21 protein-coding genes are annotated in these 22,279 nt (G+C 68.5%); 19 read left to right on the top strand and 2 right to left on the bottom strand.

Annotation, left to right across the window (positions count from 1 at the left end):
* Positions 1–48 precede the first annotated feature (48 nt).
* The 8 genes from ACFVJ3_RS08055 to ACFVJ3_RS08020 all read left to right on the top strand — a co-directional run bounded on the left by ACFVJ3_RS08055 (position 49) and on the right by ACFVJ3_RS08020 (position 10,288).
* Positions 49–705, top strand: coding sequence for a rhomboid family intramembrane serine protease (locus tag ACFVJ3_RS08055; RefSeq protein WP_378451568.1), 657 nt, complete (start codon positions 49–51; stop codon positions 703–705).
* A gap of 12 nt (positions 706–717) precedes the next feature.
* Positions 718–2,118, top strand: coding sequence for an acyl-CoA synthetase (locus ACFVJ3_RS08050; protein WP_378451567.1), 1,401 nt, complete (start codon positions 718–720; stop codon positions 2,116–2,118).
* Between the two features lie 52 nt (positions 2,119–2,170).
* Positions 2,171–3,211 carry an NADP-dependent oxidoreductase gene (locus ACFVJ3_RS08045; RefSeq protein WP_378451566.1) on the top strand — a complete coding sequence of 347 codons (1,041 nt, stop codon included), beginning with the start codon at positions 2,171–2,173 and terminating at the stop codon, positions 3,209–3,211.
* Between the two features lie 129 nt (positions 3,212–3,340).
* A complete protein-coding gene (locus ACFVJ3_RS08040) occupies positions 3,341–4,579 on the top strand; it encodes a PucR family transcriptional regulator (protein WP_378451565.1) in 1,239 nt (412 codons plus the stop codon).
* Positions 4,580–4,701: 122 nt separating this feature from the next.
* Positions 4,702–6,348, top strand: coding sequence for a substrate-binding and VWA domain-containing protein (locus tag ACFVJ3_RS08035; RefSeq protein ID WP_378451564.1), 1,647 nt, complete (start codon positions 4,702–4,704; stop codon positions 6,346–6,348).
* Between the two features lie 110 nt (positions 6,349–6,458).
* On the top strand, positions 6,459–8,819 hold the full coding sequence (locus ACFVJ3_RS08030; RefSeq protein WP_378451563.1) for an arylsulfatase: 2,361 nt from the start codon (positions 6,459–6,461) through the stop codon (positions 8,817–8,819).
* 13 nt (positions 8,820–8,832) lie between these two features.
* Positions 8,833–9,762 (top strand): HAD family hydrolase, encoded by a 930-nt coding sequence (locus tag ACFVJ3_RS08025; RefSeq protein ID WP_378451562.1) that lies wholly within the window; start codon positions 8,833–8,835, stop codon positions 9,760–9,762.
* Positions 9,763–9,874: 112 nt separating this feature from the next.
* The gene (locus ACFVJ3_RS08020) at positions 9,875–10,288 is read left to right on the top strand and encodes a DUF1622 domain-containing protein (protein WP_378451561.1); all 414 of its coding nucleotides are present in this window, start codon (positions 9,875–9,877) and stop codon (positions 10,286–10,288) included.
* 18 nt (positions 10,289–10,306) lie between these two features.
* Here the strand turns inward: ACFVJ3_RS08020 and ACFVJ3_RS08015 are convergent, their stop codons facing one another.
* Together ACFVJ3_RS08015 and dapD are read right to left on the bottom strand one after the other, a co-directional pair.
* On the bottom strand, positions 10,307–11,671 hold the full coding sequence (locus ACFVJ3_RS08015) for an amino acid permease (RefSeq protein ID WP_378451560.1): 1,365 nt from the start codon (positions 11,669–11,671) through the stop codon (positions 10,307–10,309).
* A gap of 31 nt (positions 11,672–11,702) precedes the next feature.
* Positions 11,703–12,656: a 2,3,4,5-tetrahydropyridine-2,6-dicarboxylate N-succinyltransferase gene (gene dapD, locus ACFVJ3_RS08010; protein ID WP_061046243.1), complete on the bottom strand. Its 954-nt coding sequence runs from the start codon at positions 12,654–12,656 to the stop codon at positions 11,703–11,705.
* A gap of 141 nt (positions 12,657–12,797) precedes the next feature.
* On the opposite strand from dapD, the gene ACFVJ3_RS08005 reads away from it, so the two are divergent.
* The 11 genes from ACFVJ3_RS08005 to ACFVJ3_RS07955 all read left to right on the top strand — a co-directional run bounded on the left by ACFVJ3_RS08005 (position 12,798) and on the right by ACFVJ3_RS07955 (position 22,273).
* Entirely contained in the window at positions 12,798–13,751 is a 954-nt protein-coding gene (locus ACFVJ3_RS08005; protein ID WP_378451559.1) for an SMP-30/gluconolactonase/LRE family protein, read from the top strand.
* Positions 13,752–13,792: 41 nt separating this feature from the next.
* On the top strand, positions 13,793–14,866 hold the full coding sequence (dapE, locus tag ACFVJ3_RS08000) for a succinyl-diaminopimelate desuccinylase (protein WP_378451558.1): 1,074 nt from the start codon (positions 13,793–13,795) through the stop codon (positions 14,864–14,866).
* 42 nt (positions 14,867–14,908) lie between these two features.
* The gene (locus ACFVJ3_RS07995; RefSeq protein WP_378451557.1) at positions 14,909–15,709 is read left to right on the top strand and encodes a TIGR00730 family Rossman fold protein; all 801 of its coding nucleotides are present in this window, start codon (positions 14,909–14,911) and stop codon (positions 15,707–15,709) included.
* Positions 15,709–16,266, top strand: coding sequence for a TIGR00730 family Rossman fold protein (locus tag ACFVJ3_RS07990; protein WP_378451556.1), 558 nt, complete (start codon positions 15,709–15,711; stop codon positions 16,264–16,266). The genes ACFVJ3_RS07995 and ACFVJ3_RS07990 overlap by 1 nt, the downstream gene beginning before the upstream one ends.
* An 84-nt stretch (positions 16,267–16,350) precedes the next feature.
* Positions 16,351–18,123 (top strand): long-chain-acyl-CoA synthetase, encoded by a 1,773-nt coding sequence (locus tag ACFVJ3_RS07985; protein WP_378451555.1) that lies wholly within the window; start codon positions 16,351–16,353, stop codon positions 18,121–18,123.
* Positions 18,124–18,230: 107 nt separating this feature from the next.
* On the top strand, positions 18,231–19,130 hold the full coding sequence (gene folP / locus ACFVJ3_RS07980; protein WP_378451554.1) for a dihydropteroate synthase: 900 nt from the start codon (positions 18,231–18,233) through the stop codon (positions 19,128–19,130).
* Complete coding sequence (locus tag ACFVJ3_RS07975; protein ID WP_011598038.1) at positions 19,127–20,086, top strand: glucosyl-3-phosphoglycerate synthase; 960 nt, start codon at positions 19,127–19,129, stop codon at positions 20,084–20,086. The genes folP and ACFVJ3_RS07975 overlap by 4 nt, the downstream gene beginning before the upstream one ends.
* Positions 20,087–20,138: 52 nt before the next feature.
* Positions 20,139–20,450 carry a DivIVA domain-containing protein gene (locus ACFVJ3_RS07970; protein ID WP_005239244.1) on the top strand — a complete coding sequence of 104 codons (312 nt, stop codon included), beginning with the start codon at positions 20,139–20,141 and terminating at the stop codon, positions 20,448–20,450.
* Positions 20,447–21,022, top strand: a complete 576-nt coding sequence (locus ACFVJ3_RS07965) for a DNA-3-methyladenine glycosylase I (protein ID WP_378451553.1) — start codon at positions 20,447–20,449, stop codon at positions 21,020–21,022. The genes ACFVJ3_RS07970 and ACFVJ3_RS07965 overlap by 4 nt, the downstream gene beginning before the upstream one ends.
* A gap of 150 nt (positions 21,023–21,172) precedes the next feature.
* A complete protein-coding gene (locus tag ACFVJ3_RS07960; RefSeq protein WP_003936084.1) occupies positions 21,173–21,340 on the top strand; it encodes a DUF3117 domain-containing protein in 168 nt (55 codons plus the stop codon).
* 90 nt (positions 21,341–21,430) lie between these two features.
* Complete coding sequence (locus tag ACFVJ3_RS07955) at positions 21,431–22,273, top strand: putative RNA methyltransferase (RefSeq protein ID WP_378451552.1); 843 nt, start codon at positions 21,431–21,433, stop codon at positions 22,271–22,273.
* Positions 22,274–22,279: the final 6 nt, after the last annotated feature.

Here is a 22,279-nt window from a genome sequence, read left to right as displayed (position 1 = left end):
GGCCCGCGGATCGGTTCCCTCAGGGGTGCGTCGTTGTAGAGTTTCGCGGTGACGACTTCAGGCGCGGGATGGCCCAGCGCGGTCCTGTTCGCCGTCGTTCTCGTCCTCGCGACGCTGCTCGGTTCGACGCGCATCGGCGAGGTCCGGCTCACCCGTCCGCCGCGCACCGCGGTGGTGCTGTGGTTGCTGATCGCCGTGCCGTCGCTGCTGCAGATCGTCGTCCCCGCAGTCCTCGACGCCCTCGAGCGTGACCCCACCCAGATCCGGGACCACCAGTGGTGGCGGATCGTCACGTCGGTTGCGGTGCAGGACGGGGGACTGGCCGGAACCGTGGTGAACCTGCTCGTTCTCGCCTGGGTGGCCCCGCTCGCCGTCCGGGTCTGGGGTGGAGTGCGGGCCGTACTGCTGTTCGTGGCGAGCCAGATCATCTTCGGCCTGTTCACCGCGTTCCTGTTCCCGTCGCCCGGCGCGGGCAATTCGGGCGCCACGCTCGCGCTGGCCGCGTCGTTCGCGGGGTTGGTGATGCAGTCCAAGCAGCGGCGGGTCCTCGCCGCGAGCGGGGGCATCGTGCTCGCCGGGGTCCTGCTGGTGGTGGTCGACGACGCCCACGGGCTGGCCGTCCTGACCGGGGCCCTGCTGGGTGCGGCACTGGCCACCGTCAGTCCACCACCGGGAGACCCACCGGACCGCGTCCGGGCCCTGTGAGAAGCTGTCGATGTGCTGCTGCGATCTCTGAATCCTCTGGCCGTCGCCCAGGGCGACGACATTCCCGACGCCATCCGGATCGGCGACACCACCCTGTCGCGCGGTGATGTGCTCGGGGCGGCGACGTCCGTGGCCGAACGTGTGGCACGCGCGGATCGGGTCGCGATCCTCGCCACCCCCACCGTCACCACCGTTCTCGCCGTCGTGGGCTGCCTTATCGCCGGTGTGACCGCGGTGCCGGTGCCGCCCGATTCCGGCCCCGCCGAACTCGAGCACATCCTGCGCGATTCCGGTGTGCAGGCGTGGCTCGGCGAGGCACCCGCGGACACTGCGGGCCTGCCCGTCGTTCCGGTCCGCGTCCACGCCCGGTCGTGGCACAGCTACCCGGAACCGCCCGAGTCGGGCATCGCGTTCGTGCTCTACACCTCCGGCACCACGGGACCGCCCAAGGGAGTTCTGATCAGCAGGAAGGCCATCGCTGCAGGCCTCGACGGCCTCGTGGACGCCTGGCAGTGGACCGGCAACGACACACTGGTGCACGGACTTCCGTTGTTCCACGTCCACGGTCTCATCCTCGGTGTGCTGGGACCGTTGCGTATCGGCAGCCGTCTCGTCCACACGGTCAAGCCCACCCCGGCGGCCTACGCCGCGGCACGCGGAACGATGTACTTCGGCGTCCCCACGGTGTGGAGTCGCATCGCCGACGACCCCGAGTCGGCGCGTGCGCTGTCGGGTGCGCGACTGCTGGTGTCGGGCAGCGCCCCGCTGCCCGTGCCGGTGTTCGAGAAGCTGCACGAGCTGACCGGGCTCGCGCCGATCGAGCGGTACGGCATGAGCGAGACGATGCTCACGCTCAGCACCAGGGCCGACGGCGAGCGTCGCCCGGGGTGGGTGGGTGTGCCGGTCCGCGGCGTCGAGACCCGGCTGCGCGACGAGCGCGGCGGCGACGTTCCCCACGACGGCGAATCCATCGGCGGACTGCAGGTGCGGGGCCCGATGCTCTTCGACGGTTATCTCGGCAAGCCCGACGCGACGGCCGAATCTTTCACGGACGACGGCTTCTTCAAGACGGGCGACGTCGCCGTCATCGACCCGGAGGGGTTCCATCGCATCGTCGGCCGCGAATCCACGGACCTCATCAAGTCGGGTGGATTCCGGGTCGGGGCGGGGGAGGTGGAGACGTCTCTCCTCGGCCACCCGAGTGTGCGGGAAGCCGCGGTGATCGGCCTTCCCGACCCGGACCTCGGCCAGCGGCTCGTCGCCTTCGTGGTGGGGGACGACGTCTCCGAGACCGAGCTGATCGAGCACGTGGCCACCGAATTGTCGGTGCACAAGCGGCCCCGCGAGATCCGTGTGGTCGAGTCGCTTCCGCGGAACGCGATGGGCAAGGTGCAGAAGCAGCAGCTGTTCTGAAATCGGTAAGGTGGCGGGCGATACCGGCCCAACACGGATTGGCAGGCGCACAGTGAGTGTCGAGAGCATCGTTCAGAGCACCCGAATCGTCCTCGCCTCGCGGCCGGACGGCGCGCCCACCGCCGGCAACTTCCGGCTCGAGGCAGTGAACCTTCCCGAACCCGCCGAAGGTCAGGTGCTGATCCGCGTCATCTACCTGTCCCTCGACCCGTACATGCGCGGCCGGATGAGTGCCGCGGAGTCCTACGCCGACCCGGTCGAGATCGACGAGGTCATGGTCGGTGGCACCGTCGGGCAGGTGGTCGATTCCCGGCACCCGGATTTCGCCACCGGTGACTACGTTCTCGGGTACGCGGGCTGGCAGTCGCACGCCGTGGTCGACGGCAACCAGCTCCGCACACTCGACCGCGACGCCGCGCCGCTGTCGACCGCCGTCGGAGTTCTCGGCATGCCCGGCTTCACCGCGTACTCCGGCCTGCTGAAGATCGGGCAACCCAAGGCAGGCGAGACGGTGGTCGTCGCGGCGGCCAGCGGTCCGGTCGGCTCGGCGGTGGGGCAGATCGCGAAGCTGAAGGGCGCCGGAGCCGTCGGGATCGCGGGCGGCCCGGAGAAGTGTGGCTACCTGCTCGACGAACTCGGATTCGACGCCGCCGTCGACCACCGGTCCCCGAACTTCGCCGAGGAACTGCGCGCGGCGTGCCCCGACGGCATCGACGTCTACTTCGAGAACGTCGGCGGTGCGGTGGCCGCGGCAGTACTGCCGCTGCTCAACCTGTATGCGCGAGTTCCCGTGTGCGGCCTGATCGCGCAGTACAACGACACCGAGGCTCCCGAGGGGCTAGATCGGCTGCCCGGGTTCTTCAGCCGGGTGCTGGTCAAGAGCCTCACGATCCGCGGATTCATCCAGCGCGAGTTCGTCTCCGAGATGTACGCGGACTTCCAGCGCGATGTGTCCGGGTGGATCCGGGAGGGCCGATTCGCCTACCGCGAGGACATCGTCGACGGGCTCGAGAATGCGCCTGCCGCGTTCATCGGTCTGCTCCGGGGAAGCAACTTCGGCAAGCTGGTGGTCCGGGTCGCCGAGGAGAACTGACGGGCCGTATTCGCCCTGGACAGGACGCTGTCGTGATACAACGGTGACACAAGCGGACCCTCGTTATGTTTGCGTGATGTCGATGGTGCGGGAGTTCGGTGTCATCCACATTTGGGAGTGATCAGCTCGATGGCGAATCATAATTCGGGGGCGGGTTCGCAGATCCTCGTCGACGGCAGGCCCGCCTCCGCCCCGCTGCGCGACACGCTGACGGTCGCGCAGAAACTCGTCCGCCATTTCGCCGACAACGTGACCCCCTGCGGTTCGCTTCCCGGCGAACAACTGCAGAGCGACGTCATGGATTTCACGATCGTCTGCCTCGGTCTCGGCATCCAGATGCTCGACGAAGGCATCAGCCCGACGGACGAGGACCTCGCGGAAGTTCGCAACAGCTCCGCGCGCTGGGCCCGCGAGGGATTCCCGTTGAAGCTCGTGCTCCGCATCCTCCACGAAGGCATCCAGGAGGCCGGCGACCTCGTCGCCTCGAACGCCCGCGAGGAAGACCTGCCCGAACTCCTGGTCATCCAGAAGGTGATGTTCACCCTGCTCGAATGCGTGACCGTCGCCGCCACGACCAGCTACGTGGAGGAACTCGAAGCCGTCAACAGCGAACGCGACGGTGCCGCGGTCAATCTCGTCACGGCGCTGCTCAGCGGCAGAAAGGCGGCGACCGCCGCGCGGCACGCGGGTGTGGAGCTGGCCGACGAGTACGTGGTGCTGGGGCTGTCCATTCCGTCGCATCCCACCGAGGCCGTGACCCACCGGCGCAAAGCCGTCGTCGCCCGGCAGAAGCTCCGCCGGTTGCAGATCGAGCTGGCGGACGCCGCGGGTGGTGCCGCCCTGTGTTCGCTGAGCCCGGACGGCGGAACGCTGTTGCTGCCGGGCTCGCCCGAGCGGGCCTGGATGGTGTCCCTGCTCGACCGCATCGGAGCCGCCGCCGGAGTTCCCCTCACCGCCACGGCAACCCGGGTCCGCACCGCCGGTATCCCCGCGGCCGCCGACCAGGTCCACGAACTCCTCGAGCTCGCCCATCAGCTGGCCCTGGAACCGGGCCTCTACGAGATGGACGATCTGGCGCTCGAATACCAGCTCACCCGGCCCGGGCCGGGCAGGACCCACCTGGCGCGGCTTCTCGAACCGTTGCAGGGCTCACCCGAACTGATCGAGACGCTCGAGGTGCACATCGGCCACGATCTCAATCGGCAGCGCACCGCGAAGCAGATGCACCTTCACACCAATACGGTGGACTACCGGCTCAAGCGGGTGGCGCAGCTGACCGGCTGCGATCCGACCCGCCCGTCCGGACTGCGGCAGATCCAGGCCGCGCTCGTGGCCCGCCGGCTCGAGGTCGCGCAACCCGATCGCTGACCCGGGCGCCCGTTACTGACGCAGCGTCGTACGCTGCACCGTTCGTTACGATGTGGGCCGGATCATATTCGGTCCGGATGTGTCGGTGGTCGTCTCGTGACCGAACTGTTAGGGGGCAGGCGATGGCCGGAGGGCGTCATTCCAGCGCGGGGCAGGAGCGAAGTGGTCGCTCGCCCGGGTTCTACGCGGTGTGCGCCGCTGTCGTGATCGGGCTCGTGGCCTCCGTGGTCGTCGTCGTTCAGGCGGTGCGCTCCTGGGCCGACGACTGCGATCAGGTCACCGACTACACCCTCGCCGCCGACCCGAGCATCGCGGCGGCCCTGAGCAGCATTCTCGGCGAAGCGAAGGACACCGACCTGGGCTGCGCGAACGTCGCCGTCAGCGGCGCGACGTCCGGCGACATCGCGGGACGACTCGGCAAGGGAACCGACGCGCCGGACCTCTGGATCCCCGACACCGGCGCCTGGGTGGGCAAGGCGGCGCTCACCGCGGCCGGTCCGGTCGAGGTGATGACGGGGTCGATTGCATCCTCGCCCGTCGTCCTGGCGTCCCGCGAGGAGGACGCCCCCACGTCGCCGACGTGGCTTGCCGCCCTCCAGATCAAGGACATCCAGCTGGGCAACCCCCTCGTGACCGGGGCCGCGCAGGCTCCGATCAACGCGGCACTCGCCGAGGGCGAGGCCGACCCCGTATCCGCGGGGACCGTGCGGGCGGCGCTGGTCCCGCTCGCACAGGAGGAGAGTGCACGCACCGCGGACGAGCCCATCGGCGAGGAGATGCTGCAGGGAGTCGTCGACAACGGTGGCGTCGCCGTGGCCACCGAACAGTCCGTGCTCGATTTCTCCGACGGTGACGGCGCGCGCACGCTCACCGCGACGGTCCCCCCGACGGGCAGCAACTTCATGAACTTCCCGCTCGTCGTCACCTCGCCGGCCCCCGACCGGCACTACAAGGCCACCCAGGTGGCACGTGCCGTCGCCGCTGTTCTGGGCGGTGAGGAGGCCCGTGCGGTACTCGCGGAGAACGGATTCCGCGGACCCGACGGGAGTCCGCCGGCCGACGGCCGCGGCGTCGGCCGGATCACCAAGCTCGCGCTCGAGGACGAGTCGGCGCTACAGGACGCCCTCGGCGGATGGGCGTTGATGGCGTTGCCCATCCGCACGCTCGTCGCGATCGACGTGTCGGGGTCGATGGAGACACCCGCAGGCAACCGGTCGCGCATGGACCTCACGGTCGATGCGGCGCTCGCCGGCAACGCGATGTTCCCCGACAGCGTGTCCGCCGGGTTGTGGGCGTTCTCGCAGGGGCTCGGTGGGGGACCGCAAGACTACAAGGAAATGGTCCCGATCCGCCGCTACGACACGGTGGTCGACGGCCTCACACAGCGCCAGCTGATGGCGCAGCAGGCGGGGAGGGTCGACGGGCTGATCGGCGGCGGCACAGGCCTGTACGACACGACGCTCGCCGCGTTCCGGTCGGTGCAGGAGACGTACGACCCGCGCGCCGTGAACAGTGTGATCATCCTGACCGACGGCGCCAACGAGGATCCGGACTCCATCACGAAGGAACAGCTCCTGAGCATCCTGCAGCGTGAGATGGATCCGGCCCGGCCCGTCATCATCGTGACGATCGGCATCACCGACGACGCCGATGCCGCCACGCTCGCCGAGATCTCGCGGGTGACCGGAGGGTCGAGCTACGTCGCGAAGGATCCCGCCGACATCGCCAACGTGTTCGTCAACGCGCTGGCCGCCCGCGGTCGCAGCTAGCGGAATTCCGTTCCGGCGCAGTCGGACTTTTGGGGCCGCACCCCTAGCAATCCATCGGGCGGTGGTGCTTTGGTGAAAAGGGGGAGTCGGACCCATTCGAGGAGCTCGTCATGGCCAAGCCGTTCAGAGGTGTCGTCAATCTCGATATTCGTGACTCGATCCCGGATTGGGGTCCGTACGAGCAACCGAAGGCGCCGCCCGGTTCGCCGAACGTCCTCTACATCGTGCTCGACGACGTCGGTTTCGGAGCGATGGGCTGCTACGGCGGGCCGATCGAGACTCCGAACATCGACCGGATCGCCGCGAACGGGCTGCGGTACGGCCAGTGGCACACCACCGCCCTGTGTTCCCCCACGCGATCCTGCCTGCTGACGGGGCGTAACCACACCACCAACGGGATGGCGTGCATCAGTGAGTGTGCTGTCGGGTTCCCCGGTGGGAACGGGCACATCCCTCCCGAGTGCGCCACCCTCGCCGAGATCCTGGTCGAGCAGGGCTTCAGCACCGCGATGGTCGGGAAGTGGCACCTGTGCGCCGAGGACGAGATGAACCTGGCGTCGACGAAACGGAACTGGCCGGTCGGCCGCGGCTTCGAGCGCTTCTACGGCTTCCTCGGGGCGGAGACGAATCAGTGGTATCCGGATCTGGTGCACGACAACCATCCCGTCGAGCAGCCCGCCACCCCGGAGCAGGGCTACCACTTCAGCGTCGACATCACCGACCACGCGCTCGACTACCTCGGCGACGTCAAGGCGATCGCCCCGGACCGGCCGGTATTTCTGTACTACGCACCCGGCTGCGCGCATGCCCCGCACCACGCGCCGCGTGAGTGGGCCGACCGCTATCGCGGCAGATTCGACGACGGCTACGAGGCGATGCGCGAGCGGACCCTGGCCCGGCAGAAGGAGATGGGCCTCGTACCTCCGGACACCGAGCTGCCGCCGCTCAACCCGATCGGCACCCCCGACTCCCGCACCGGACCCGACGGTCAGCCGTTCCCACCGCTGGACTTCACCCGCCCCTGGGACACCCTCTCCGACGACGAAAAGCGGCTCTTCGCGCGCATGGCCGAGGTGTACGCCGGTTTCCTCTCGCACTGCGACGACCAGATCGGCCGACTGCTGGCCTACCTCGAGGAGATCGAGCAGCTCGAGAACACCATCATCGTGGTGGTCTCCGACAACGGCGCCAGCGGCGAGGGCGGACCCAACGGTTCGGTCAACGAGAACAAGATCGCCAACAGCGTGCCGGACGATCTCGCCGAGAATCTGGCCAAGCTGGACCAGCTCGGCGGCACCGAGACCTACAACCACTATCCGAACGGGTGGGCGATGGCCTTCAACACCCCGTTCAAGATGTGGAAACGCTACTCGTTCAACGGCGGCACCAGCGATCCGTGCATCTTGTCGTGGCCCGCCGGGATCGAGGCCCGCGGCGAGACCCGCGACCAGTACCACCACGCCATCGACATCGTCCCGACTCTGCTCGACTGCCTCGGTGTCGAACTTCCCGACACGGTCAAGGGATACACCCAGCACCCGATCCAGGGCGTGAGCATGCGCTACAGCTTCGACGCCGGAAACATCCCCACCGCCAAGCACACCCAGTTCTATTCGATGCTCGGCGGGCGGGGCATCTGGCACGACGGCTGGAAGGCCGTCACCACCCACCCGACGCTGAGCGGGTGGAGCCACTTCCCGGAGGACGCCTGGGAGCTCTACCACACCCAGGTGGATCGCTCCGAACTCCACGACCTCGCCGCCGAGGAACCCGGCAGACTCGCCGAACTCGTCGGACTGTGGTTCCACGAGGCCGGCGCGAACCAGGCGCTGCCGCTCGACGACCGCTCGCCCGTCGAACTCCTCACCACCCCACGTCCGCAACTCGCGCCCCCACGCAATCGCTACGTCTACCGACCCGGCGGCGCGGAGGTACCCGAGGCGGTGGCGGTCAACCTCCGCAACCGCTCCTACTCGATCGGGGCGCTCGTCGACCTCCCCGAACCCGGTGCCTCGGGGGTGCTGTTCTCCCACGGCGGCAGGTTCGGTGGCCACTCGCTGTACGTCAAGGACAATCGGCTGCACTACGTGTACAACTTCCTCGGCAGTGATCAGCAGACGATCGACGCGACCGAGGACCTGCCGTCCGGGGAGAACCTCATCCTGGCTGCGTCGTTCGACAAGGACGGGGAGGACCCGCCCGGTACCGCCCACGGGGTGCTGAGCCTGTACTACGGCGACCGCAAGGTCGGCGAGGGCCGAATCCGAACGCAGCCCGGCAAATTCAGCATCGGAGGCGGCGAGGGCCTCAATGCCGGCCGCGACAGCGGCGAACCCGTCACCGACGACTATCCGGGTTCGTCGCCGTGGGCCTTCACCGGTGGCACGTTGAACCGGGTCGCGATCGACGTCAGCGGCGAGCCGTTCGTCGATCTCGAACGCGAAGCCGCGGCCATGCTCTCGCGCGAGTGAGAACGGAAGCGCCATGACGGAACTCCTTCCGAGCTGGCGTGAGGGTGCCGGCAGGGCGGCCATCCTGGGATTCGTCGGGCAGGTGACGGCGGAGGACGTCCCCGTCGAGGATCGGATCGCGGTCTTCGACAACGACGGCACACTGTGGTGTGAGAAGCCGATGCCCATTCAGCTCGACTTCATCCTGCGCCGTCTCGTCGTCATGGCCGAGCACGATCCGGATCTGCGCACCCGTCAGCCCTGGCAGGCCGCCTACACACAGGATTACGGCTGGTTGAACGACGTCATCACGCGGCACTACGACGGCGACGACAGCGGTGTGAAAGAACTCGCCGCTGGTGTGCTGACCGGGTTCGCCGACGTGACCGTCGAGGAGTTCGAGATCCGGGCGGACCAGTTCCTGCGCACCGCCCGGCATCCCACCCTCGACAGGGACTACCTGGCGTGCAGTTACGTACCGATGGTGGAGCTCCTCGACTACCTGGCCGTCAACGGGTTCCGCAACTACATCGTGTCCGGCGGTGGCCGCGATTTCATGCGGCCGATCAGTCACGACGTGTACGGCATTCCGCGGCAACGGGTCATCGGCAGCGGGGTGTCACTGGTCTGGAAGCACGACGGGCGCAGCGGCGCGATCGTCCGCAGAGCCGAGGCGGACGTCCTAGACGACGGGCCCGAGAAGCCGGTGCAGATCTGGAACCGGGTCGGCAGGCGGCCCCTGCTGGCGGCAGGAAACAGCAACGGGGACATCCCGATGCTGCAATTCTCGGAGGCACCGGGCCGGCCGTCGCTGCGGTTGCTGCTGCGCCACGACGACGGCGTCCGCGAGTTCGACTACGTCGCGGGCGCCGAGCAGGCACTCGAACTGGCCGGAACCCACGACTGGACCGTGGTCAGCATCGAAAACGACTGGACAACGGTGTTCCCGCCGCTTCTCGAGTAGTCGGAGGAATCCTCGTGGGTTCGCCGCGGATCGGGGAATCGACGCCTAGCGTGATGCATGGAACGACCGGGCCTCGACTGCGAACACCCTCCCGAACAGGAACACTCACACCATGCGCACTGTCAGGTTCTTCGAACTCGCAACCGGATTGTTCGAAGTGCTCGGTGTCATCGCGATGGTTGTCGGGTTTCTCTTCGCCTTCTTCCTCGCGGTGCGCGCGTGGAGGAGGACCCGAGACGGTGCTCAGGCGTTCAAGACCCTGCGGGAGTCGCTCGGGGGCGCGATCCTGCTCGGCCTGGAATTGCTCGTCGCGGCCGACATCGTCAAGACGGTCACCTCCACACCGTCGCTGACCGATGCCGCCGTCCTGGGAGTGATCGTGCTGATTCGCACTGTGCTGAGCCTGTCCATCGAGATCGAGATCGAGGGTGTCGCACCGTGGCGGAAGGCGTTGGTGACCGGACCGCAGGTGCTCGCCCGTGCGGCGCGCTCGTCCGCGGGGCAGGAGCCGAGTTCGGGCCGGTGAGTCGCCGGCCCGAACCGGTCACACCGTCTGCGACCGCTTGCGCAGCCGGGTGTTGAGCACACCGAGCGCCGCGATGGCGAGGAACAGGACGCACGTCGAGATCAGCTGGGTGCGGGCATCGCTGTCGAACAGCATGAGCACGACGAAACCGGCGAGCATTGCGAGCGTGACGTAGCTGAGCCACGGGAACAGCCACATCCGCACGGTCAGTTTGCCCTCGCGTTCGAGCCTCGGGCGCAGCCTCAGATGCGACACGACGATGAAGATCCAGATGACCAGGAGCGCCGAACCGACGGCGTTCAGAAGAAGTCCGAGGAGGTCGTCGGGCAGCCACCAGTTGAGCAGCACGCTGACGAAACCGAAGAACACCGACAGCAGCACCGCGTTGAGAGGCACCCCGGAATTCGAGATCCGGGCCATGAACGCGGGACCGTCGCCGCGCCGGGAAAGCGAATACGCCATCCGCGACGTGCCGTAGATGTTGGCGTTGAACGCCGACAACAACGCGACCACGACCACCAGTTCCATGAACCCGGCCACGTACGGGATGTGGGCCTGGTTGAGAACCGCCACGAACGGTCCGCTCTTCAGGTCCGACGAGTCCCAGGGAAGGACGAGGACCATGATCGAGATCGAACCGAGGTAGAAGACGCTGATACGCCAGACGACGCTGCGCACCGCCACGGCGATCGAGCGCTCGGGGTCCTCGGATTCGGCGGCGGCGATGGTCACGATCTCGATGCCGCCGAAGGCGAACGCCACCACCAGCAGTCCCGCGGCGACACCGGCGAAGCCTTCCGGCATGAAGCCGCCGTGGCCGAACAGGTTGGTGGTGCCCACCGGTTCGGTGTCCGGCAGCAGGCCGAACACCAGCAGCACGCCGATCACCAGGAACGCGATGATGACGGTGACCTTGATGGCGGCGAACCAGAATTCGAACTCGCCGAAGTTACTGACCTTCGCGAGGTTGACGGCGGCGAAGAAGATCACGAACACCAGGGCGACGACCCACTGCGGAACACCGGGCAGCCAGCCGCTCACGATGCCGGAGGCGCCGGTGATCTCGGCGCCGAGCACCATGATCAGCATGAACCAGTAGAGCCAGCCCATCACGAATCCGGCCCACTCGCCGATGCCGATCCGCGCGTAGTGCGAGAAGGATCCGCTGGCGGGGATCGCCGCTCCCATCTCGCCGAGCATGCGCATCACGAAGACGACGATGATGCCGGCGAGAAGGTAGGAGACGAGGACGGCGGGACCGGCGGTCGCGATACCGACACCGGTGCCGAGGAACAGTCCGGCGCCGATCGCGGAACCGAGGCCCATCATCGTGAGATGACGGACCTTCAGGCCCCGGCCGAGTGTGCTGGTCGAATCGGTCATGGTGCCGGGTGTCCGCGTACCGCTCACCGGATCAGTCGTTTGCGTGCAGAGCGGCGTTCAGTTCCACGCCGGTGCCCTTCCACGGCACGACCTCGACGGCTCCCGACACGGAGTTGCGACGGAAGAGCAGGTTGGACTGACCGTTGAGTTCCTTGGCCTTCACGACGGTGCCGTCCGGCCCGGTGACCTTGGTGCCCGCGGTCACGTACAGACCGGCCTCGAGGACGCAGTCGTCGCCGAGCGAGATGCCGAGACCGGCATTGGCGCCGAGCAGGCAGCGCTTGCCGACGGAGATGGTCTCCTTGCCGCCACCGGACAGGGTGCCCATGATCGAGGCGCCGCCGCCCACGTCGGATCCGTCGTCGACGACGACGCCCGCGGAGATACGGCCTTCGACCATGGAGTTGCCGAGCGTGCCGGCATTGAAGTTGACGAAGCCCTCGTGCATCACGGTGGTTCCGCTTGCCAGGTGGGCGCCGAGGCGGACCCGGTCGGCGTCGGCGATGCGGACCCCGGACGGGACGACGTAGTCGACCATGCGCGGGAACTTGTCGACACCGAACACGGTGACCACACCGCGGATGCGCAGGCGCGACCGCACCTTCTCGAAGCCCTCGACCGCGCACGGACCGAAGTTGGTCCACACCACGTTGGACAGCAGGCCGAACAGGCCGTCGAGGTTGACGCCGTGCGGGGTCACGAGGCGGTGCGAGAGGAGGTGAAGGCGCAGGTAGGCGTCGTGTGCGTCGACCGGCGGCGCGGACAGGTCGGCGATGGTGGTGCGCACCACGACCTGGTCGACCTCACGCGCTTCGTCGGGTCCGGCGAGAAGTGCCAGATCGGAGGGGATGTCGCCACCCTCGATCCGCACGGTGCCCGCCTCGTCGAAGTTTCCCAGCTCGGGTGCCGGGAACCAGGTGTCGAGGACCGTGCCGCCGACGGTCACGTTGGCGATGCCTACTGCTGATGCTCCCTGTGTGCTCACGGCAGTAAAGGCTACTGCCTCATTACTCGGGCATTCCCAGCGGTCGTTATCGGGACGTGATCGAATCGAAACCGAGCGGGTTCCGGCCATGTGGGGGACCATGCACGGGGCACGTGGGACACACCGGGAAAGGTCGTGGCAATGCGCATTTCGCAATGGGGTCGATTGGTCGGAGGCGGCCTGCGGGCCGTGGCCGCGGGCGCGCTGCTCGCCGGGGCAGTGTCGGTGGTGGCGCCGCAGACGGCGTCCGCCGCTCCGGTGTGCCCGGGCGCCGGCCAGGCACCGGTTCTCGTCGGGCGGGTGCCGGGTGCGGCGCTCGAAGGAGTCGCCGTGGACGGCGGCGGCCGCCTCTACACGACGGACCTCGTGAGCGGGCGGGTGTTCCGCCTCGACGCCCCGGGAGCCCCCGCGGTCCCGGTCGCGACGGTGCCGGACGGCGGGGCCGGGGCGCTGGCCTGGGCGTCGGACGGCTCACTGCTGGTGGGGTACGGCGCGGACGTCCGCGTGTTCCTCGGCGACATCCTGCGACCGGGAGCGATCGCGAAGCTGAACACCGCGACCAACGTGCTCACTCCGTTCGCGTCGGGCCTGAGCGCGGCGAACGGACTCGATGTCGCCGCCGACGGAACGGCATACGCCACCAACGACTTCGGAACCCAGATCGGGCGGGTGTTCCCCGACGGGCGGGTGGAGCCCAACTGGGCGACGCTGCCCAGCGCCAACGGCGCGGTGCTCGGCGCGGACGATCGGTACCTCTACGTGTCGCGGACGTTCGTGAATCCGGGTGTGAGCCGGATCCCGCTCGTGAACCCCCGAGCGCCCGAGAGCATCCTCGACCTGTCCGGTCTCGACAACTTCGCCGCACCCGACGGCCTGGCCCTGGACTCGCGAGGCCGTCCGGTGGTCCCGGCCAACGTGCGCGGTGAGATCTGGCGCCTCGACTCGCCGGGACAGTACTGCGTGCTGGCGTCCGGCCTGCCGACGTCGAGCATGGTCGTCTACGGGCAGGGGTCCGGAGGCTTCTCGGCGGGACGGCTGTTCCGCATCGGTTTCGACGGTGCGATCTACGAGATCCCGGGCGGCTTCGACGGGTAGCAGCGCCCGAGCGGGCGGACGGGTCGGCCTAGGGTGGACGGGTGAGCCCACTCGACCTCCACGCCGATCCCATCGACCTCACCGCCGCCCTGGTGGACATCCCGAGCGTCTCGCACGACGAGTCGGCGATCGCCGCCGCCGTCGAGTCGGCGCTGCGGGAGCAGACCACCGGTTTCGAGATCATCCGCAACGGCAACGCCGTGCTCGCCCGGACCGATCGGGGACTGCCGAGCCGGGTGATGCTCGCCGGTCACCTCGACACGGTGCCGATCGCCGACAACGTGCCCTCGCGGCGTGAGGGCGATCTGCTGCACGGATGCGGAACCGTCGACATGAAGTCGGGCGACGCGGTGTTCCTGCACCTCGCCGCCACCATCGAGAACCCCGCGCACGATCTGACCCTCGTCTTCTACGACTGCGAGGAGATCGCGGCCGTACACAACGGGCTCGGACGGATCGAACGCGAGATCCCCGAGTGGCTGCGCGCAGACGTCGCGATCCTCGGCGAGCCGACCGGGGGCCTTATCGAGGCGGGGTGCCAGGGCACGTTGCGGGTGACGCTGACCACCCGCGGCACCCGCGCGCACTCCGCGAGATCGTGGCTGGGCGATAACGCGATCCACCGCTTCGCCCCGGTTCTGCAGCGGCTGTCGGACTACACCGCGCGGTCGGTGGACATCGACGGCTGCGTGTACCGGGAGGGGTTGTCCGCCGTGCGGATCGCGGGCGGCGTCGCGGGCAACGTGGTTCCCGACGCGGCGGCGATGGACGTGAACTTCCGCTTCGCCCCCGACCGCAGCGCCGAGCAGGCGATCGACCACGTGCGGGAGGTCTTCGACGGCCTCGAACTGGGTTTCGAGGTCACGGACCTGTCACCGGGAGCCCTGCCCGGGTTGAGCGACCCGGCGGCCGCTGCCCTCATCGAGGCGGCGGGCGGGCAGTTCCGCGCCAAGTACGGGTGGACGGACGTCTCGCGGTTCTCCGCGCTCGGCATCCCGGCCGTGAACTACGGTCCCGGCGACCCGAACTTCGCCCACAAGCGGGACGAGCACGTGCCTGTGCAGCAGATCACCGACGTGACGACAGTGCTGCGCGCCTATCTGAGCGCCCCGTGACTGCCCGGTGCCCCGAACGGGCCACCCGCTAGCCTGGGGCGCATGGCACCCGAGAAGAACACTCACGGCCGGAAGTCCTCGACCGTGAAGCACCGGGGTCCGGTGCAGTTGAGGCGCGCCCGCAAGGACGACACCACCACCACCGACGAGCGGTTGCTCGACGAGCGGGGCTCGACCGACTGGGTGCACACCGACCCCTGGCGGGTACTGCGGATCCAGAGCGAGTTCATCGAGGGGTTCGGTGCCCTGGCCGAGGTGCCGCGCGCGGTCACCGTCTTCGGTTCCGCTCGCACTCCGGACGGCCACCCGGAGTACGAGGCGGGACGGGCGCTGGGTGCCCGCCTGGCCGAGGCCGGCTACGCCGTCATGACCGGCGGCGGCCCCGGCGTCATGGAGGCGGCCAACCGCGGCGCCAGCGAATCGGGTGGCTACTCCATCGGCCTCGGCATCGAGCTGCCGTTCGAGGAGGGCCTCAACGAGTGGGTCGACCTCGGCATCAACTTCCGCTACTTCTTCGCGCGCAAGACGATGTTCGTGAAATACTCGCAGGCGTTCATCTGCCTGCCCGGCGGTTTCGGAACGCTCGACGAGCTGTTCGAGGCGCTGACTCTGGTGCAGACGCGCAAGGTCACGAGATTCCCGATCGTCCTCTTCGGCACCGAGTACTGGTCCGGGCTCGTGGACTGGTTACGGGGAACTCTCCAACGCAGCGGCAAGATCTCGGAAGGTGACGTCAATCTCTTGCACGTCACGGACAGCGTCGAGGAAGCGGTGCAGATCGTCATACGGTCGCAGCACGGTGTCGACGAAGCTGCCCTGCTCGGTACGGAGGACCAGTGGTGATGCCGGAAACTGTTCCACCGCGGCCGTTCTCGGTGTGCGTCTACTGTGCATCCGGCCCCGTGGACGACCACTTCCTGGAACTCGCGTCCCGGGTCGGCACCGAAATCGGAAAGCGCGGTTGGCAACTCGTGTCCGGCGGTGGCAACGTCTCGATGATGGGTGCGGTGGCCGAGGCCGCCCGCGCGGCGGGGGCGACGACCGTCGGTGTCATCCCGAAAGCCCTGGTGCACAGGGAAGTCGCCGACGTCGACGCGGACGAGCTGGTGGTCACCGACACCATGCGCCAGCGCAAGCAGGTCATGGAGGACCGGGCCGACGCATTCGTCACGCTGCCCGGCGGTATCGGCACGCTCGAGGAGCTGTTCGAAACGTGGACCGCGGGCTACCTCGGCATGCACGAGAAACCAGTGGTCCTGCTGGATCCGCACGGTCATTACACGGGGCTGCTCGACTGGCTCGACGGGCTGCGGGGCGGCGGTTTCGTGGCCCAGCGCGCCCTCGACAGGCTGCTCGTCCGCGCCGATATCGGGGAGGCGCTGGACGCCTGCGTGTCCTGAGGCGCCGTCCGGTCCATGTCGTGGCGCACGTTGTTACCGTGCAGTAAGGTGACCTGACTCATACTGCAGGCCTGAGGGGATGTCATGCGTTCTGAAGCTCGTTCGACGATCGGGGTGGTCGACCTCGCGAGGCGGCTGCCGGCCATGATTCCGGAGCTGCCGACCATGGCGAAGGGGGTCCTCGGCCTGATCCGGACCCCCGACGCGAAGGAATCGATCGGCCTCGTCTTCCAGCGCGCCGCCGCGGCGCACCCGCGCCGCACGTTCCTGCGATTCGAGGGCGAATCGCTGAGCTACCGGAATGCCAACATCCGCGTGAACCGCTATGCCCACGCGCTCGCCGAGCTCGGAGTGGCACGCGGGGGCGTCGTCGGGATCCTGGGCAAGAACTCGCCCGAGACGCTGCTCATCGCGCTCGCGGCGGTCAAACTCGGCGCCGCCGCCGGGATGCTGAACCACAACCAGCGCGGAGACGTGCTCGCGCACAGCATCTCGCTGCTCGACAGTCGGGTCCTGGTGGTGTCCGAGGCGTGCGGCGAGGCCACGGACTCGCTCGACGAACCGCCCGCCGTGCCCTCGGTGCTGTACTTCGACGACCTCGACCGCCTCGCCGAGAAGGCCGGGGACGACAACCCCGAGGTGTGCGAGCAGATCCAGGCCCGGGAGAAGGCGTTCTACATCTTCACCTCCGGCACCACGGGACTCCCGAAGGCCAGCCTGATGAGCCACTTCCGCTGGCTCAAGAGCATGTCCGGACTCGGCAACATGGGAGTCCGGCTGCGTGGCAGCGACGTCCTGTACTGCTGCCTGCCGCTCTATCACAACAATGCGCTGACGGTGTCGCTGTCCTCGGTGCTCGGATCGGGGGCGACGCTCGCACTGGGTAAGCAGTTCTCGGCGTCCAAGTTCTGGGCCGACGTCGAACTGAACCGGGCCACCGCGTTCACCTACATCGGCGAGCTGTGCCGGTACCTGCTGAACCAGCCCGAGAAGCCCGGTGACCGCGACAACTCCATCCGGCTGATGGTCGGGAACGGTCTGCGTCCGGAGATCTGGTCCGAGTTCACCACCAGGTTCGGGATCTCCCGGGTGGCCGAGTTCTACGGCGCCAGCGAGTGCAACATCGCGTTCGTCAACGCCCTCAACGTCGACCGGACGGCAGGCATCTGCCCCCTGCCGCACGCCGTGGTCGAGTACGACGAGGACAGCGGATCGCCCCGGCGGCACTCGGACGGCAAGCTGCGGAAGGTGCGCACCGGCGACGTCGGACTACTGCTGTCGAAGGTGACGGACAGGGCGCCGTTCGACGGATACACCGACGAGGAGGCCACCGACAAGAAGCTCGTCCGCGACGGCTTCGACGACGGCGACTGCTGGTTCGACACCGGCGACCTCGTGCGCCGCCAGGGCTGGTCGCACGTCGCGTTCGTCGACCGGCTCGGCGACACGTTCCGCTGGAAGGGAGAGAACGTCGCGACCACCGAGGTCGAGGGCGCGCTCCTCGCGCATCCCGCGGTCGAGCACGCCGTCGTCTACGGCGTCGAGATTCCCGGGACCGACGGTCGCGCCGGGATGGCCGCGGTGACGTTGCACGAGAACGAGAAGTTCGACGGCCCCGACGTCGCGGCGTTGCTGTTCCAGCGTCTGCCGTCGTACGCGGTGCCGCTGTTCGTCCGCGTCGTCGATTCCCTCGAACAGACGTCGACGTTCAAGAGCCGCAAGGTGGAACTCCGCAAGGAGGGCTACGACGTCGAGGACACCGACACGTTGCACGTGCTGTCCGGGCGCAGCGACGGCTACAAGCCCTCATACGACGGGTACGTCGACGAAGTGGCGAAGGGTTCGCTCCCCAAGTAATGCGGCTACGCCGCCCGTGAGTACTTGTTAACCGCGGGCGGTTGACAAGTACTCACGGGTGGTGGCAGGCCGGGGCCCCGATTTCGCTGCGTGCCAATATTGGTGACATGGCCGAGAGAGACGTACCGCCCGCGCCCGACCACCCGTCGCCCACGCTGTGCGGGCGACCCGTGGCGGTCGATCGTGCGCTCGTGATGGCCATCGTGAACCGGACACCCGATTCGTTCTACGACCGCGGTGCCACGTTCACCGATTCCGCCGCCATGTCGGCGGTCGAACGGGCCGTGGACGAGGGTGCCGACCTCGTCGACATCGGGGGTGTGAAGGCCGGACCGGGTGACGTCGTCGACTCGGCGGAAGAGACCCGGCGGGTGGTGCCGTTCGTGGCCGCGATCCGCGAGCGCTACCCGGAGTTGCTCATCAGCGTCGACACCTGGCGCAGCGACGTGGCCCGGCTGGCCGTCGCGGAGGGTGCCGATCTCATCAACGACACGTGGGCCGGCGCCGACCCTGCGCTCGTCGAGGTGGCCGCGGAGACGGGCGCCGGCATCGTCTGTTCCCACACCGGGGGAGCGGTTCCGCGGACCCGGCCGTTCCGCGTCCGGTACTCCGACGTCGTCGCGGACGTCCTCGCAGAAGTGGTGTCGGCCGCCGAGAACGCGTCCCGGCTGGGTGTGCCCGCCGACTCGATCCTCATCGATCCGACCCACGATTTCGGGAAAAACACCTATCACGGGCTCGAGTTGTTGCGGCGAGTGGAAGATCTTGTAAATACCGGATGGCCAGTGCTCATGGCGCTGAGCAACAAGGACTTCGTCGGGGAGACTCTAGGGGTAGATCTCGTCGAGCGGTTGGAGGGAACATTGGCAGCGACAGCGATGGCCGCCGCAGGAGGCGCCCGTGTCTTCCGTGTCCACGAAGTTGCCCCCACGCGTCGAGTGGTGGACATGGTGGCCGCGATTCAAGGCCGGCGCGCACCGTCCCGCACCGTGCGGGGGCTGGCATGAGTGCCGTGGGGGCCCGGGCGGCCCGCACGATGGTGGCGGAGGAGCGAACCCCTCGCAGCTGGGCCGAGGCGAACAGCTGGGACCAGCCGTCGTGGAGCATCGCCGAACTCGAACGGGCCAAGGCCGGGCGCACCGTGTCGGTGGTCCTGCCCGCGCTCAACGAGGAGGAGACCGTCGCCGCGGTGGTGGACACGATCCACCCGTTGCTCGGTGGTCTGGTGGACGAGTTGATCGTGCTCGATTCCGGATCGACGGACCTGACGGCGGAACGCGCACGCGCGGCGGGCGCCACTGTCATCAGCCGGGAGGAGGCGGTGCCGGCGTTCCCGCCCGTGGCGGGCAAGGGCGAGGTGCTGTGGCGTTCCGTCGCCGCGAGCACCGGTGACCTCATCGCCTTCGTCGACTCGGATCTCATCAACCCGGATCCGGCATTCGTCCCGAAACTGCTGGGACCGCTGCTCACGGCCGACGGAATCCATCTCGTGAAGGGCTACTACCGCCGTCCACTTCGCCTCAGCGGCACGGAGGACGCCAACGGAGGTGGCCGGGTGACCGAGCTCGTGGCGCGCCCCATGCTGGCCTCGCTCCGGCCGGAGCTGACGTGTGTGCTGCAGCCGCTGGGCGGCGAGTACGCGGGCACCCGGGAGTTGCTGTCGGCGGTCCCGTTCGCCCCCGGCTACGGCGTCGAGATCGGGCTGCTGCTCGACACCTACGACCGTCTCGGACTCGGTGCGATCGGCCAGGTCAATCTGGGGGTGCGCAAGCACCGTAACCGCCCGCTGTCCGAGCTCGGGGTGATGAGCAGGCAGATCATCGGCACGATGATGCGGCGCTGCGGGGTGCCCGACTCCGGGGCGGGTCTGACCCAGTTCCTGGTGGACGGCGACTCCTTCGTTCCGACGACGACGGACGTTGCACTGGCCGATCGCCCGCCGATGAACACGGTGTGCCCCTGACCGCGCGCACCTGAGGGAGGTTGCTGTCGGACGTCCGTGACAGGATCGGGGCATGGTGACAGCCCTGCTCTATCTGCTCGTCATGGCGTTCGTCGGCGCGATGCTGTTCCTCGCCGCCAGTGCGGTGTTCGGCCGTTCCGAGGAACTCGCGCCCCTGCCGCCCGGCACCACACTGACGGCCCTGCCCGCCGAGGGTGTGACGGGGGCCGACGTGGAGGCGTTGCGATTCCAGCAGACACTGCGGGGTTACAAGGCCAGCGAGGTCGACTGGGCGCTGTCCCGGCTGGGACGTGAAATCGATTCGCTGCGTGAGCAGTTGGCGGCCGTCGAGGCCGCGTCCGAACGGCCGGGTGATGCCTCGTGACAGCCCACGAAGACCGGGTGCGGTGCGCGTGGGCGGTCGACACGGACGGGTCCGGGCTGTACCGCGACTACCACGACCTCGAGTGGGGTCGTCCGCTGCACGGCCGCGACGAGTTGTACGAAAGGCTGTGTCTCGAAGCGTTCCAGTCGGGACTGTCGTGGATCACGATTCTCCGCAAGCGTGAGGCCTTCCGGGCCGCGTTCGCCGGGTTCGATCCGGAGGTGGTGGCGCGGTACACGGAACGGGACGTGGCGCGCCTGCTCGAGGACGCGTCGATCGTGCGGAACCGGGCCAAGATCGAGGCGTCGGTGAGCAATGCGCGGGCCCTCCTGGAGTTGTCGGACACCGACCTGGACACCCTACTGTGGTCGTTCGCCCCGCCGCCGCGCCCGAGCCGCCTCGCCACCGTCGACGACGTCCCGGCCGTCACACCGGAGTCCACCGCGATGGCGAAGGAATTGAAGCGCCGCGGGTTCAAGTTTGTGGGCCCTACCACTGCTTATGCGCTCATGCAGGCCACCGGGATGGTGGACGACCACGTGGCCGCCTGCTGGGTCCCGATCACGGCCTGAACTGCCGGTGGACCTGCCTATTCGTGACTCAGGTTCCCGGTACTCGTGTCCATAGGGAAGAATGGATGTCACAAGCCTCGCCGAGTGTTGGCGGGGTGCCAAAATTTGTCGAGGCGCAAGCAGGCAGCGCAGATCTGGAGGGAGCAGAGGATGGCGGCCATGAAGCCCCGGACCGGGGACGGTCCCCTCGAAGCAACCAAAGAGGGACGAGGAATCGTCATGCGGGTTCCGCTCGAGGGTGGTGGACGTCTGGTTGTCGAGCTCACCCCGGAGGAAGCTGCCGCACTCGGTGAAGAGCTCAAGGGCGTCACCAGTTAGTCGAGTGCGGAGCGAACCTCACAGGGCAGGCCCCGTCGCCGTTCTCGGTGCGGGGCCTGTTCCGTGTCCGGAACCGGGAGGCGAACGTTCGTGCTGGCCGATGTGACCGACCTGCTGGCGTGCCCGCAGTGCCGGTCCCGCGTGGAACTCGACGAAGGTGCGATCCTGTGCGACCAGGGGCACACCTTCGATGTGGCGCGGCAGGGCTATGTGAGCCTGATGACCGGGGCCGGCGGCAAGTTCGACGGCGACAGCCCTGAAATGATCGCCGCACGTGCGGACTTCCTGGGCGGCGGCAGCTTCGACCCGCTGATGGACGCCGTCGCCGACGCGGTGGTGGCGGGCACCGGGCCCGGCGACGATCCCCGGATCCTCGAGATCGGCGCGGGCACAGGCCACTACCTGGCGCGCGTCCTCGACGCCGTCCCGGCCGGCCGGGGAATCGGCCTCGACGTGTCCAAGTACGCGGCCCGGCGCATCGCCAAGGCACACCCACGCGCCGGAGCAGTGGTTGCCGACGTGTGGCAACACCTTCCGGTGCGGGACCACGTGCTCAGCCACGTCCTGTGCGTGTTCGCGCCGCGCAACGCCGACGAGGCGCACCGGGTGCTCGCCGAGCGCGGGTCCCTGGTGGTCCTCACCCCCACGGAGCGGCACCTGGGGGAGCTCGTGGACCTGCTCGGCATGGTCCGGGTGGACGACCGGAAGGTCGAGCGGCTCGGGGCCGCGATGTCCGGGCGGTTCGAGCGCACCGGCCACGTGGCCGTGGAGTACCCGATGTCGTTGTCGCACCTCGACGTGGCCCGGCTCGTCGGGATGGGGCCGTCGGCGCGGCACCTCACCCCCGGCCGGCTCGCGTCCTCGATCGCGGCGCTGCCGCGGGAATATCCGGTGACGGCGTCGGTGACGGTGTCCACCTACACCCGGCTCTGATCTCCT

It is taken from the genome of Rhodococcus sp. NPDC127593, from assembly GCF_042671975.1.
Lineage (GTDB): Bacteria > Actinomycetota > Actinomycetes > Mycobacteriales > Mycobacteriaceae > Rhodococcus_F.
The sequence above is the reverse complement of the archived record's forward strand: the minus strand, read 5'-3'. Positions and strand labels throughout refer to the sequence as shown.